Annotated in this window: 15 protein-coding genes, 2 tRNA genes and 2 pseudogenes; 15 read left to right on the top strand and 4 right to left on the bottom strand. The window is 35.9% G+C overall.

The window, feature by feature from the left end; genetic code table 11:
* The first annotated feature begins 68 nt into the window (after nucleotides 1-68).
* Genes lipA through C7377_RS05220 form a run of 4 tightly spaced genes read left to right on the top strand, consistent with a single transcriptional unit; the run spans nucleotide 69 to nucleotide 3849 of the window.
* Entirely contained in the window at nucleotides 69-947 is an 879-nt protein-coding gene (gene lipA, locus C7377_RS05235) for a lipoyl synthase (protein WP_116496295.1), read from the top strand.
* Entirely contained in the window at nucleotides 928-1605 is a 678-nt protein-coding gene (gene lipB / locus C7377_RS05230) for a lipoyl(octanoyl) transferase LipB (protein ID WP_116496294.1), read from the top strand. Before lipA ends, lipB begins: the two co-directional genes overlap by 20 nt.
* Complete coding sequence (gene recJ, locus C7377_RS05225) at nucleotides 1598-3298, top strand: single-stranded-DNA-specific exonuclease RecJ (protein ID WP_116496293.1); 1701 nt, start codon at nucleotides 1598-1600, stop codon at nucleotides 3296-3298. The genes lipB and recJ overlap by 8 nt, the downstream gene beginning before the upstream one ends.
* Nucleotides 3295-3849 carry a 1-acyl-sn-glycerol-3-phosphate acyltransferase gene (locus tag C7377_RS05220; RefSeq protein ID WP_116496635.1) on the top strand — a complete coding sequence of 185 codons (555 nt, stop codon included), beginning with the start codon at nucleotides 3295-3297 and terminating at the stop codon, nucleotides 3847-3849. The genes recJ and C7377_RS05220 overlap by 4 nt, the downstream gene beginning before the upstream one ends.
* Nucleotides 3850-3966: 117 nt before the next feature.
* On the opposite strand, the gene rpsT is transcribed toward C7377_RS05220, so the two are convergent.
* From rpsT to C7377_RS05205, 3 genes are all read right to left on the bottom strand, one after another.
* The gene (gene rpsT / locus C7377_RS05215) at nucleotides 3967-4224 is read right to left on the bottom strand and encodes a 30S ribosomal protein S20 (RefSeq protein WP_116496292.1); all 258 of its coding nucleotides are present in this window, start codon (nucleotides 4222-4224) and stop codon (nucleotides 3967-3969) included.
* 39 nt (nucleotides 4225-4263) lie between these two features.
* Nucleotides 4264-4335: transfer RNA gene (locus C7377_RS05210), tRNA-Glu, on the bottom strand.
* A 27-nt stretch (nucleotides 4336-4362) separates the two neighbouring features.
* Nucleotides 4363-4434: transfer RNA gene (locus C7377_RS05205), tRNA-Glu, on the bottom strand.
* A gap of 201 nt (nucleotides 4435-4635) precedes the next feature.
* Here C7377_RS05205 and C7377_RS05200 point away from each other — a divergent pair.
* The 9 genes and pseudogenes from C7377_RS05200 to C7377_RS05170 all read left to right on the top strand — a co-directional run bounded on the left by C7377_RS05200 (nucleotide 4636) and on the right by C7377_RS05170 (nucleotide 10164).
* Nucleotides 4636-5928, top strand: coding sequence for an acetyl-CoA hydrolase/transferase family protein (locus tag C7377_RS05200; protein ID WP_116496291.1), 1293 nt, complete (start codon nucleotides 4636-4638; stop codon nucleotides 5926-5928).
* A 99-nt stretch (nucleotides 5929-6027) separates the two neighbouring features.
* Nucleotides 6028-6453 (top strand): Holliday junction resolvase RuvX, encoded by a 426-nt coding sequence (gene ruvX, locus C7377_RS05195; RefSeq protein WP_116496290.1) that lies wholly within the window; start codon nucleotides 6028-6030, stop codon nucleotides 6451-6453.
* Nucleotides 6450-7004, top strand: coding sequence for a peptide deformylase (gene def, locus C7377_RS05190; protein WP_116496289.1), 555 nt, complete (start codon nucleotides 6450-6452; stop codon nucleotides 7002-7004). The genes ruvX and def overlap by 4 nt, the downstream gene beginning before the upstream one ends.
* Nucleotides 7005-7018: 14 nt before the next feature.
* Complete coding sequence (locus C7377_RS05185; RefSeq protein ID WP_116496288.1) at nucleotides 7019-7621, top strand: YqgE/AlgH family protein; 603 nt, start codon at nucleotides 7019-7021, stop codon at nucleotides 7619-7621.
* Between the two features lie 2 nt (nucleotides 7622-7623).
* A complete protein-coding gene (locus C7377_RS05180; RefSeq protein WP_116496287.1) occupies nucleotides 7624-8343 on the top strand; it encodes a sulfite exporter TauE/SafE family protein in 720 nt (239 codons plus the stop codon).
* Between the two features lie 229 nt (nucleotides 8344-8572).
* A complete protein-coding gene (locus C7377_RS09550) occupies nucleotides 8573-9145 on the top strand; it encodes a Fic family protein (protein ID WP_207778430.1) in 573 nt (190 codons plus the stop codon).
* 9 nt (nucleotides 9146-9154) lie between these two features.
* Nucleotides 9155-9361 (top strand): annotated as a pseudogene (locus C7377_RS09840) (Fic family protein); the annotation flags it as partial.
* Nucleotides 9362-9391: 30 nt separating this feature from the next.
* A complete protein-coding gene (locus C7377_RS09540; RefSeq protein WP_207778429.1) occupies nucleotides 9392-9613 on the top strand; it encodes a helix-turn-helix transcriptional regulator in 222 nt (73 codons plus the stop codon).
* A gap of 125 nt (nucleotides 9614-9738) precedes the next feature.
* Nucleotides 9739-10164, top strand: coding sequence for a hypothetical protein (locus tag C7377_RS05170; RefSeq protein ID WP_116496286.1), 426 nt, complete (start codon nucleotides 9739-9741; stop codon nucleotides 10162-10164).
* Nucleotides 10165-10319: 155 nt separating this feature from the next.
* Here C7377_RS05170 and metG read toward each other — a convergent pair.
* Nucleotides 10320-12368 (bottom strand): annotated as a pseudogene (gene metG / locus C7377_RS05165) (methionine--tRNA ligase); the annotation flags it as partial.
* A gap of 192 nt (nucleotides 12369-12560) precedes the next feature.
* Between metG and C7377_RS05160 the strand changes: the two are divergent.
* Nucleotides 12561-13631 (top strand): endonuclease/exonuclease/phosphatase family protein, encoded by a 1071-nt coding sequence (locus tag C7377_RS05160; protein ID WP_116496284.1) that lies wholly within the window; start codon nucleotides 12561-12563, stop codon nucleotides 13629-13631.
* A gap of 40 nt (nucleotides 13632-13671) precedes the next feature.
* Nucleotides 13672-14181, top strand: coding sequence for a hypothetical protein (locus tag C7377_RS05155; RefSeq protein ID WP_116496283.1), 510 nt, complete (start codon nucleotides 13672-13674; stop codon nucleotides 14179-14181).
* Nucleotides 14182-14191 lie beyond the last annotated feature (10 nt).

The following is a 14191-nucleotide window of genomic DNA, read 5'->3' as shown; positions in this document are numbered from 1 at the left end:
TAAAGCATAATTCATTTACACAAAACTTATAAAAGTGCTTTTGAATTATGATAAATAACAAAATAAAAATGAACACACGCAAAAAGCCTGATTGGCTTAAAATACAACTCCCCAAAGGAGATGATTATGCACATATAAATAAGATTGTTACCAAACATAAGCTTCATACAATTTGCTCCAGCGGGAAATGCCCAAATGCCGGTGAATGCTGGGGAAATGGAACAGCTACCTTTATGATATTAGGTAATATTTGTACCAGAGCTTGTAAATTTTGTAACGTCCCTACCGGGAGGCCCTTACCGCCTGATGCTAAAGAAGCAAAAAGACTAGCACGTTCCATTCAGTTGATGCAATTAAAACATGCCGTTGTCACTTCGGTGGACAGAGATGATTTAAAAGATGGTGGTGCCTCGTTCTGGGCAGATACTATCAAAGAAATTAAACGAACAAATCCTCATACAACATTAGAAGTATTGATTCCAGACTTTGACGGGAGAACGGAATTGGTTGATGTTGTTATTGCAGAGAAACCAGAAATCATATCGCACAACATGGAGACTGTTCGTCGATTGACGAGACAGGTACGCAGTCGTGCTCAATATGACACTAGTCTTAAGGTGCTTCGTCATATTTCTCAATCTGAATGTGTTGCCAAATCAGGGATTATGCTTGGCTTAGGCGAAACAAGAGATGAAGTCATTGAAACGATGAAAGACTTGGTTGATGCTCACGTAGAAGTGCTGACTATTGGTCAATACCTACAGCCAACAATAAAGCACTTGCCCGTATCTGAGTACGTGACTCCTGAACAGTTCGACGAGTACAAAGAAATAGGTCAATCCTTAGGAATTCCAATTGTAGAAAGCGGTCCGTTGGTACGTTCTTCTTATCATGCAGAAAGACACGTAAACAAAAAAAAGTTGAGCTATGCCAAACGTGCACTTTAGAGACTGGGGACTAATCCCTTACGAAGAAGGTTGGAAAAAACAACAGCAGTATTACGATAAAGTACTCCAAGCAAAGAGACAAGATAAAGCATGCAATTATCTTGTTTTTTGTGAGCACCCACATGTTTATACTTTAGGGAAAAGCGGTGATGAGCACAATCTGTTAATGAATCATATCCAACTTTCTGCTAAGGATGCAACTTTCTATAAGGTTGACAGAGGCGGAGATATCACGTACCATGGACCAGGTCAAATAGTTGGTTATCCTATTATCAACTTAGCGATTTGGAAATTCGGTGTGAAGGAATACATACACAGATTGGAAGAAAGCATCATACAAACATTGCAAAATTATGATATCAAAGCAGAAAGATTGAACGATGCTACAGGAGTGTGGTTGGATGTTGGCACCCCAATGGAAAGGAAAATTTGTGCGATGGGTGTGAAAGTAAGCAGACATATTACCATGCACGGCTTTGCATTCAATATAAACACAGATTTGAAATATTTTGATTATATTAACCCTTGTGGATTTAAAGATAAAGGTGTTACATCATTAGCTCAAGAACTAGGTAAAGATATTGATATTAAGCTAGTAAAACAAAAACTACTCAGTCACATAGCATCTCAATTTAAAATGCAATTGCAATATGAATAAAACTTGGATTTTAAATAAATGCACTAAGGTTGATAAAGTTGAAGAACTCCAAAAATTATTGGGGATAGACGAAGTATTGTGTAGAATCCTAGTTGACAGAGGCATTGATGATTTTGATAAGGCAAAACGATTTTTCCGTCCCAGTCTTGATGAACTACATGATCCATTTTTAATGAAAGATATGGATAAGGCTATAGAACGTTTACAAAAAGCGCTTATAAACAATGAAAAAATTCTTATCTATGGTGATTATGATGTAGATGGCACAACTTCCGTTGCATTACTTTATAACTTTTTATCTGACTATAGCAATAATTTAGGTTTTTATGTTCCAGATAGGTATAATGAGGGTTATGGAATTTCAATAAATGGCGTGAATTATGCTGCCGAAAACGACTACTCCTTAGTAATTGCGATTGATTGTGGCATAAAAGCAGTCGAGCGGATGCAGTTAGCCAAACAATTGAATGTTGACTTCATCATATGTGACCACCACACGCCTGATGAGCAACTGCCCGAAGCTGTAGCTATTTTAGACCCACTACGCACAGATTGCAACTATCCTTTTAAGCATCTTTCTGGTTGCGGTGTGGGATTCAAGTTCCTTCAAGCTTTTTGTCAGAGTCAAAACATACCACAAGATCGTCTTTTCACTATGCTAGATCTTGTTGCAGTGAGTATCGCCTCAGACATTGTATCTGTAACCGACGAAAATAGAGTCTTGGCATATTATGGATTGAAGCAATTAAAAGAAAACCCCTGCTTAGGATTGCAAAAACTGAAAGAATTAGGTGGAATAAAGGGAAATGTAACACTAAGTGACGTGGTTTTTAAAATTGGTCCTAGAATCAATGCTTCAGGAAGAATGAAAACCGCTGATGCCTCAGTGGAACTACTGATAACCCAAGACAGCACTCTTGCAGATGCTATTGCTGAAGATATACAAAAACTCAATAATCAACGTAAAGATTTAGATCAAACGATAACAGAGCAAGCAATCACTCAGGCATCAGAAAATAAAGCAAAAAAAGGGTTGGTGCTTTACAACCCCAGCTGGAGTAAAGGGATAGTTGGTATAGTTGCTTCACGTATCGTGGAAAAATTTTACAAACCCACAATAATCCTCACAGAAGAGAATAACAAAATCTCAGGATCTGCTCGTTCGATCGAAGGTTTCGATCTCTATGATGCTATCGCCCAATGTGAAGATTTATTGGATAATTTTGGAGGTCATAAGTATGCAGCCGGACTTACATTAAAAAAGGGTAAGCTTCAGGAATTCACGGAACGTTTTGAGCAAATAGTAAGTGAAACTTTAGCTCAGAAAGAATTGGTACCTAAGGTATATATTGATGCAGACTTGAGTTTGTCAAAAATCACTACCCAATTTTATAAAATTCTTAAGCAATTTGAACCCTTTGGTCCGGATAATATGTCACCCGTTTTTGTGACTAAAAACGTAGTGGATTATGGAATGTCTCGCAGGGTAGGAAAAGGCAAAAAACACCTTCGCCTTACGCTAGCTGATTATGACAATTTTTCTCATATTAAAAATGGAATCGCATTTTCTATGGGAGATTTGTATGAAACAATAAGCAAAGGAAATCCTTTCGATATTTGTTACACGTTACAAGAGAACAATTACTCTGGAAGAAAAGAAATTCAACTACACATAAAAGATATAAAAGTATGACTGCGTGGATTGCAAAACTGTTTCTGAAGCTCAACGGCTGGAAGTTCGATAAAAAAATGCCAGAAGTAAAAAAGGCAGTAATACTGTCAGTTCCACATACCTCAAATTGGGATTTTGTATGGGGCAAATTGTCTTTTCTCGCCTACCATATTGATACCTATATTTTTTTGAAAAAAGAACTATTCTTTTTCCCTTTGAATTTGATCTTTAGAGCTCTTAACGTGCTACCTATCGACCGGACAGAACCGGCTGAAATGATAAAACGCGTCGTAAGAGAATTTGATGATAATGAACGTTTTTATCTCTGCATTACTCCAGAAGGGACACGAAGTCGCCGAGAGAAATGGCCTAGAGGTTTCTACTACATCGCTGCAAAAGCTAAAGTTCCCATTTATTTAGGACGTATAGATTATAAGAAAAAAGAATTATCATTGGGTGAGCTTTTCTACCCAACAGGAAATATTGAAAAAGACGTACGATATATAAAATCAACATACCGAGACATTACAGCAAAACATCCTGAGAAGTTCAGCCTAGGGGCTGATGCTTAAAATCACTCACTTTATATTACAACTATTTCGCTTGATTTATTGAAACAAGAAAAGAGCGTTCCGATAAAGGAACACTCTTCTGTAAGATATAGTTGAAAACTACTTGTCAGCCTAAAATTAAGCCTCCAAATGGTTAACGTGCTTTGCCAATTTAGATTTTAAGTTAGCTGCTTTACTCTTATGAATAATATTCTTTTTTGCTAACTTGTCAAGCATAGCTGCCACAGTAGGTAGCATAGTTTCAGCCTCCTTCTTATCAGACAACTCACGAAGTGCTTTTACAGCATTACGTGTTGTTCTTGAATAATATCTATTGTGCACTCTTCTCTTTTCAGATTGTCTAATGCGCTTCTTTGATGATAAATGATTTGCCATAATTTCTTATCAATTCTCTAATTCAATTCTCTAATTTAGTACTCCGTACGGGAATCGAACCCGTGTTACCAGAATGAAAATCTGGCGTCCTAACCCCTAGACGAACGGAGCAATTTTAAACACTCAAAAACTATCTAGTACTCCGTACGGGAATCGAACCCGTGTTACCAGAATGAAAATCTGGCGTCCTAACCCCTAGACGAACGGAGCAATCTTATTTTGCGAGTGCAAATATACGATTATTTTTGAAAATAAAAAGAATGCAAAAAATTTTATCTTGTTTCTTAACATATAGGACTCCTATTTTTAGGTGTTGTAAAACAATCTGTTTTATACATCTACATAAACTATTGCAACTATTTTTGTAGGGAATATAAAAGTATAACATTAGCTTAATAAATCTATATAAATATGAAATTCACAAGCGCTAGTGATGCCGTAAAGGTTATCAAAACAGGAGATAGAGTACACCTAAGTAGTGTTGCTGTTACACCTCACATCCTTATAAAAGCGATGGAGGAACGCGGAAGACGTAAAGAATTCAAAAATGTAAAAGTACAGCACATTCACATTGAAAAAACAGTAGAGTTCGCAAACCCTGAGTTTGAAGGCATTTTTGTATCGGAACAATTTTTCGTGGGTGCTAACTTGCGTAAACAAACTCAAGCCGGCTATGCAGACTACATTCCCGTTTTTCTTAGTGAAACTCAAAAACTGATCCGAGAAGGATATTTAAAAGTTGATGTTGCAATGATTATGGTTTCACCTCCTGATAAGCATGGCTTTGTTTCTTTAGGAACCTCTGTAGATGCTACTTTAGCAGCTATCGAGAGTGCTGATACTGTTATCGCGGCAGTGAACCCAAACGTTCCACGCGCCTGGGGAGATGCTATGATTCCTGCTAGAGATATTGATATTTTTGTTGAAGATGACAGTCCGCTATTCACACATGACATGGCACCGCTAACTGATACGGATATTACGATTGGTAAAAATGTAGCAGAACTGATCGAAGATGGAGCTTGCTTACAAATGGGAATCGGAGGTATTCCTAATGCGGTATTGGCACAATTAGGAAACCATAAAGATCTTGGAGTACATACTGAAATGTTTGCAGACGGTATCTTACCTTTGGTTGAAAAAGGTGTGGTGAATGGTAAACGCAAACAGATAGACAAAGGTAAAATGGTGGCATCATTTTTAATGGGTTCACAAAAATTGTATGATTTTATCGATGATAACCCAATGGTAGCTATGATGGACGTAAAACATACGAACAGCGTAGATGTTGTTTGCTTAAATGATAAACTTACGGCTATCAATTCTGCTTTGGCTATCGACCTTACCGGACAAGTAGCCGCCGACTCTATTGGAACGAAGTTTTACTCAGGTGTCGGTGGTCAAATAGATTTTATTAGAGGTGCAGGTCAATCTAAAGGAGGAAAACCAATTATTGCTATGCCTTCTGTGACTAATAAAGGCGTCTCTAAAATATCTCCCGTGCTATTGACAGGATCAGGCGTGGTAACTACTAGAGCTAATATGCACTGGTTTGTCACTGAATTTGGTGCTGTAAACTTATATGGAAGAACTTTACAAGATCGTGCTAAATTAATTATTAGCGTTGCACATCCTGACCACCAAGAAGAATTAGACAAAGCAGCATTTGAGCGCTTTGGAAGTCATTTTCATTTTCAAGGATAACCATTTCCGTTAAATAAACTTCAAAAAAATCCTTTATCAACAATTGATAGAGGATTTTCTTTTTACGCTATTATCGCTACCTTTGCCACATATAGAATTATGGGAAGAATACTCGCAATAGATTATGGACGCAAGCGTTCAGGAATAGCTGTAACGGACAATTTAAAACTTATTGCCAATGGGCTATGCACGGTAAAAAGTGCTGAACTAATCGCTTTTTTAGAAGATTATTTAAAAAAAGAAAAAGTTGACACCGTAGTTATTGGTTATCCGAAGACGTTACAGAATACAGCTTCAGAATCTCTGCGATACATCAACCCGTTTATCAAACAATTAACAAAGAAATTTCCTGATTTGCATATTGTCCAATATGATGAACGCTTTACTTCAAAGATGGCTTTCCAAACCATGATAGATTCCGGGATTGGAAAAATGAAGCGACAAAACAAAGCGCTTGTGGACAAAATAAGTGCTACAATTATTTTACAAAGCTATATGGAAAATCTAAGAAATAAAATATTATGATATTACCAATATATATATATGGACATCCGGTTTTACGAAAAATGTGTGACCCTATAACTCAAGATTATCCTGAGTTGGATTCCCTTATCAAGAATATGTTTGAAACTATGTATCATGCCAACGGCGTTGGATTAGCAGCTCCTCAAGTCGGCAAACCTATTCGTTTATTTGTAGTTGATGCTTCTCCTTTCGCTGAAGAAGAACCAGAGTTGGGAGGATTTAAGAAAGTATTTATAAATGCTCAAATCACTGACCGAACTGGAGAGGAGTGGTCTATGGATGAGGGGTGCCTTAGTATTCCTGGATTAACTGCACCTGTAGTTAGAGAAGATGAGATTACCATTACTTACCGTGATGAGAATTGGGAGGAACACACTGACACCTTCAAAGGTTATGCTGCCAGAATTATTCAACATGAATATGACCATATAGAAGGAGTTTTATTTCCTGAGCGTTGTGCTCCACTGCGCCGTCGCATGCTCAACAATAAACTGAAAAAGATTTCTAAAGGGGTGTTTGAAAAGAATTACAAATACGTTCTGGGAAAATAAAAGAGGTTTCTTTTATGGAGAATCAAAATCAAAAATTCGAGTTTTTATTCACTCCAAAGCGTAATAAAATAGCACCTGCAATCGGCAGAGTTCTGATTGCTGAACCGCTATTGCAGGGCAAATTCTTCACTCGCTCTGTCATTCTTTTGACTGAACACAACCACAATGGCAGTATGGGCTTAGTGCTCAACAAGCCTCTGATTCTCAACGTAAGTGAAGCTGTGGATTTGCTTCCGACTTGCCACAGTCCCATTTACCTAGGCGGTCCTGTTCATAAAGATCATTTATTTTATATTCACACTTTAGGAAATAAAATTCCACAGAGTTATCCTTTAAGCAATGATCTTTTTTGGGGCGGTGATCTGAACACTTTGCAAGAATTACTCGAAAATGGTGAAATTAACTCTCATCAGGTGCGATTTTTTACAGGAGCTTCAGGCTGGAGTTTGGGGCAATTAGAAGATGAACTTGCAGAAAATTCATGGGTTGTTTCCATGCTTTCTACTGATACTATTATGAATACCGAGAGTGAAAAACTCTGGGAGACCGCTGTCTCAGAATTAGGCAGGCGATATAGTCATTGGATTCATTTCCCGGAATCACTTATTCTTAATTAGCTATGGAATATCTCGCTATCGTGATTATCGTCCTGATTGCGGCATTTGTAAAAGGTGTTACAGGATTCGGGTTTGCTTTGGTGTCTCTTCCATTGCTTATGTTTTGGTTTCCTGCCAAAGAACTTATTCCTGTATTGATGTTTTGCAATCTCTTTGCCTCCATACTTATCGTGTTGCAAAAGAAAGAATACAAACTCATTGACAAAAAAGGACAAAGTCTTATTATCTACGGAGCTATTTTCACTATACTCGGAGTAGCCACACTTAATTACATCCCTGACAAAGCTCTAACAGCCGTTATAGCCATCTTTTTCATTATAATGTCTATTTTCTCATTGATAAAAAATAAACGCATTCGTTTCTATAATATCGGTATTTATAAAACAGCAGGTGCTATTTGTGGCTTTTTGACAGGATGTATCTCTGTAAGTGGCCCCCCTTTGGCATTATTTTTAAATCAAGTAAACGTGAGCAACAAGCAGTTTCGAGAAATTTTTGCATGGTTTAGTATTACTACCGCTACAGTAGCCCTTACCGGTTATTACTTTGCAGAACTACTAACGTGGCAAACCCTCAAACTATCTGCCATTTCTATTCCGTTATTATTTGTAGGCTCTTATGTAGGCAAAAGACTGAACCAAAGAATACCTCAACATTTATTTGAAAAACTCATTCTTGGAATCTGTATTTTTTCGTCTATTGCTTTACTAATGAAACTTTAGTAAAGCCCTAAACTCTTCTTGCCAGGTAAGAGTTTTAGTAATCCTCTTGAGTTCCTTCAATGAATTCAGATAGACAAGAAATAATAGAATTGAATAAAACAGTTGAAATTTAGCGATCAGCTCATTATCGTATAATAAGAGCTCATATCGTATCACTTTCTATCAAATATTTATCGAATAAAAACGCATCATATCGTATCATATCGATTTTTTATTTGTATTTTTTTTTATGGTAAATAAGGTACATACATTTAGCCTACATATTGATTGGGACATAATTCGATTGATAAGTCAAATTGATAGATTTGATGCCTCTTGGACTTCAATCGAAAAAAAGGAAAAGCAGAGTCTAAAGCAACTGAAAACAATTGCAACTGTTCGTAGTGTGGGTGCTTCAACAAGGATTGAAGGCTCAAAAATGTCTAATAAGGAAGTTGAAGTATTGCTTGAAGAGATTGATATTAAAAAAATAGATGACCGAGACTCACAAGAAGTAGTTGGATATTTTGAAGTATTAGATTTAATTTCTGATTCATTTGAGGACATACCAATTACTGAAAATAGCTTAAAGAATTTACACAATATTTTATTAAAATACAGTCAAAAAGATGACTGGCACAAAGGAGATTATAAGCAACACTGTAACGCTGTGGAAGAAAAATTACCCGATGGCACAAGACAGAGAATATTTCAAACAACAGAAGCGGGATTTCCAACACAAGATGCCATGAGCCAATTAATGAATTGGTATGTAAATGACAAAGAAACCCACCCTTTAGTGAAATGTGCATTGTTTGCCTAAAAATTTGTTAGTATTCATCCATTCCAAGATGGTAACGGAAGGTTGAGCAGATTGCTTTACACTCTACTTCTTCTAAAAAATGAATATAAATGGATTCAATATGTCAGTTTAGAACACGAAATAGAGCACAAAAAGAGGGAATATTATCGAGTTTTAAGAAGTTGCCAGGCACAGAGACCCAATGAAAATGTGACAGAATGGGTTCAATTCTTTTAAAACGCACTTGTAAGCATTCAAACACAATTAATGTCAAAACTTGAAAATGTGGGTATTAAAACAAAATTATCACCACGTGAAAAATCAATTTTAACGTTCATTGAGAATAATGCAGGTTGCAAATCCGGAGATATAGCCAAAAGACTTGGAATTCCGAACCCGACAGTGAAAAGAATTCTGCCTGAATTGATAAAACAAAACTTAATCGAGAAATTTGGAACAGGACCAGGAACTAATTATTCGATAAAATGAAAACACCAAATTCATTATTAAAAATAATCATAGCTACCTGTATTTTTTTCTTCTATTGCTTTATATGAGCTGATTATAATTATTGCTAACAATAGTACATAAAAGATAACATATATTTCTAAAACATGAATTTTCAAAACATTAAATACGAAGTAGCTAAAGAACGAAAAGAAAAACCTAAACTTAAAATACTAATATATTGGGCAATTTTGTCTTTTTTAGGGATTATATTGATTAAGTCTTATATTAGACCTCAACCCCCTCACCTTTCTGAAACTTTAGATTTTTTGCAAGAAACATTGCCAAACTTTTTTGCAGGTGCAATTTTTTATGTGCTAGGATTTATATATTTCAAAGGTCTTTTTAGAAGTGAAAACTCACTAATAAGAAGGCATTTATTTGCTTTCTTATTTTCATTTTTAGGTTTGACCTTATGGGAATATATTCAATTTTTTCTATGGGATTACCCTATAGATTATTTTGATAATATCATGACTGCTGTTGGTAATATATTTACCATATTCATCATCTTTTTATTGCGGTTAAAATAACAAGACAACCTCACCGAAATCACTCTTTAAAGTTCCAGCTCTAATTTACTAGTAGCTTTTTTATCAGAGAGTTAGAATATAAAAACTCTTTGTTTTCGATACAAATTGTACGCCTTAGAGTCGTAAAATTCACTCAACCTGACAGAGTTTTAGCATTATGAAATTCCGCTACCGCTATCTACTGTTTTATCCGGCGAAATAAATGCCAACTTACCGTCGGTATTTTCTGCCATTAAAATCATACCTTGTGAAAGGATACCTCGAATTTTTCTTGGTGCTAAGTTCGTCAATAAGGTTACTTGCGTACCAATTACTTTCTCAGGCTCATAATCTTTAGCGATGCCCGAAACCACCGTACGCTCTTCACTGCCTATGTCAATAGTCATCTTCAATAACTTATCTGTTTTCGGTACTCGCTCCGCTGTTTTAATAGTCCCTACACGCATATCAAGCTTCGTAAAGGTCTCAAAGTCAATCTCTTCTTTTATAGGAGCAAAAGATTGAGTTTGTTCTTCTTCATTATCCTGTTTTGTCTTTAAAAGCTTGTCAACTTGCTGTTGAACTGCCTCATTTTCTATTTTCTCAAATAATAAAGAGGGTTTACCTATCTGATGTCCTGCTTCTAGTTTGAACTCCTTAATATCTTGCCATTTGATGATATCAACCTGTAGCATTTTTCTTAGTTTCTTTGCAGAAAAAGGAATAAAAGGTTCTGTAATCATACTTAAAGCCCCTACTATCTGTAAAGAAAGATTCAGGATAGTCGCAACACGCTCAGGCTCAGTTTTCCACAATTTCCATGGCTCTGTTTCTGCTAAGTATTTGTTTCCTAACCGACCGATGCTCATCATCGCTTTCAAACCATCTCTAAAATGAAAGTTTTCTAACTTATTCGTCGTCTCATCAATTAGAACAGGTAATTCCGCTAACACTTCCTTGTCACGCTCTGTAAGTTCACCAAGCTCAGGTACTTTTCCATCAAAATACTTCTGCGTCAACACCAATGCTCTATTTACAAAGTTACCGAGAACAGCAACCAGTTCATTATTATTTCTCGCCTGAAAATCCTTCCACGTAAAATCATTATCTTTTGTTTCAGGAGCATTCGCCGTTAGTACATAGCGTAAAGTATCCTGTTGGTTTGGAAATTCCTTCAAATATTCGTGCAACCAAACTGCCCAATTTCGTGAAGTGGAAATTTTATCGCCTTCTAAATTTAAAAATTCATTGGACGGAACATTATCAGGCAAAATATAAGAGCCCTCAGCTTTCAGCATCGCAGGAAAGACGATACAATGAAATACAATATTATCTTTTCCAATAAAATGTATCAAGCGGGTATCTTCTTGCTTCCAATATTTCTCCCAATCAGGAGTCAGTTCTTTAGTTGCAGAAATGTAACCTATCGGTGCATCGAACCAGACGTAAAGCACTTTGCCCTCTCCTCCTTTTACTGGAACGGGTACTCCCCAGTCAAGGTCACGAGTCACCGCACGTGGATGCAAACCAGAATCTAACCAAGACTTACATTGTCCATAAACGTTGGCACGCCATTCTTTGTGTTCTTCTAAAATCCAATTTCTCAAATAATCTTCATATTTATCTAAAGGCAAATACCAATGTTTTGTTTCTTTCATCACTGGAGTATTTCCTGTAAGGGCAGACTTTGGATTCTTCAATTCCGTTGCATTCAGTGAAGAACCGCATTTTTCACATTGGTCGCCATAAGCTCCTTCACTATTACAAACAGGGCAAGTACCAACTACGTAGCGATCAGCCAAAAATTGGTCTGCCTCAGCATCATAAAGTTGTTGTCGAGTTTCCTCTTGGAATATTCCTTTATCATATAAAGTTTGAAAAAATTCTGAAGCTAGTTCATGATGAGTCTCGCTACTCGTGCGTGAATAAATATCAAAAGAGATTCCAAATTCCTCGAAAGAGTCTTTAATCAGATTATGATATCTATCTACTATATCTTGTGGTGTCACTCCCTCTTTTTGTGCACGAATCGTAATTGGCACTCCATGTTCATCAGACCCACCGATATGCAACACATCCTCACCACGCATTCGTAAGTAGCGCACATAAATATCAGCAGGTATGTAAACACCTGCTAAATGACCAATATGTACAGGTCCATTTGCATAGGGTAAAGCGGTTGTTACCAATGTTCTGTTGAATTGCTTCATAATTCTCTGTTTTTTTTTATAATTTTAATAAGTTAGACAAAGATAGTTATTTTTCAAAAGTTCTTTATCTATGTAGTCTTAGCATTAGCTGTATTTTTTAATGACGCAATGTAAGTTACTAGTATTCTTAAAAAAATAATCACAATCTAACTAATTGTGATTTTTCTGCTTTTTATTATCTTTATTCGCATTATCTTACGAATTAATATGCAAGCATTATATTACAGCATCGTTTTTATTTTAGTACTGGTGAGTTTACTCCCTTTCTTACACAGCAAACATTGGACTGTACGTATCTGTGATTTTTTAAAAGTGCACTTATTTTTCTGGTTACCGGCTTTTGCTGTTATTGGATTTTTTATCGTAAAAGAACAGCATACTCTTTTTTGGATAGTCATTTGGTTGCTTGTTATTCTTACTGTTTACCATGGAATTACGCTTTTGCGTTATACACCTCTTTTTAAATTAATAAGAAAGGACAAACGAGAAATTCCTAAAAACTCAAAGGAAATTAAATTATTATCTTTTAATGTTTACCAATACAGTAAAAAATACGATAAGTTATTAAAGCTAATTGACGAAATAAAACCTGATATTATTTTGACTATTGAAAGTAATTCTGAATGGCAAAATGCACTTAGACCAATAGAGAAAACCTATTTATTTAACGTGAAAGTACCCTTGGAAAATACTTATGGTATGCATCTGTATTCTAGATTGCCAATAGGCTCTTACAAAGTTCATTATCACGTTTCTGATGACCTGCCAAGTATAGAGGCAAAAATGCAATCTCCTGATGGACAAACTTTTACCTTTTATGGAGTGCATCCACCTCCTCCAAGTCCCACAGAAGAAGAAACATCTAAAGAACGTGATGGGGAATTGATGGCTATTGCTAACTCTCTAAAAAATAGAACTAAAGAATCCTTTTTAGTAGTTGGTGATTTTAACAATGTAGCTTGGGCACGTAGTTCTCGACTATTTCGTAAGGCTACAGGTTTAATAGACCCTCGTGAAGGTAGAGGATTGATTGCTTCGTTTCATGCAAAATATAGAATGATCCGTGTACCTATCGATTTACTATTTCATTCTAACACGATTTTCATCAAAACGCTAAAACGACTTCGAGAGATTGGCTCCGACCATTTCCCTATTTATTGTGAATTTTATGTGGAGAATGGAACTGCTAACAATGACAGGTATAAGCTTTCAAAATCAGAAAAACAAGAAATGAAAGAAGATATCATAGAGGGCAAACAAGAAGAAGGCAATCGGTAAAAAGTTATAGAACATCTTTACAAAAAGACAAATTACTATTATGAAACCTTTAAATATTATATCAATTATTCTATTAATTAGTCTATCAATTTCTTGTGGAACTTCAAGATTGACTCCTCAGGATAAGTCAAATATATTTTATGCAGATAAGGCAACAGTTACTGGTGCTATAGTTTCTGTACTTCATGCTCAGAATTATACAATAGACATGGTAGACAACTTGAGTGGTATAATCAATGCTTCAAAAAGTGAAAAGGTATCTGTAGGCAGTCAAATACTTAGTGGACTTGCAAATACTGAATCTGTAACTAATGAGGACATTCATAAAGTATATTTTATTGTAGAACCAGTAAACAAGACACAAACTGAAGTAAAATTGACAGTAAAATCTGGCTACGTTGATGAAGATTGGTCTAATGAAGGTTCTAGTCAGAAGAAATATAGAGAAAGTGTAAGCGAAAACAATGCATCTTACCAAAAATGGTTTTCACAAATAGCTCTTGAAGTTCAAAAGCGTTTGGAAAAACAATCTGAAATGGTCAATGAGTAAGTAAACCTCC

This window comes from Balneicella halophila (assembly GCF_003096835.1).
GTDB classification, from domain to species: Bacteria; Bacteroidota; Bacteroidia; order Bacteroidales; family Balneicellaceae; genus Balneicella; species Balneicella halophila.
Note: the sequence above shows the minus strand (reverse complement) of the source record. Positions and strands in the feature narration are given on the sequence as shown.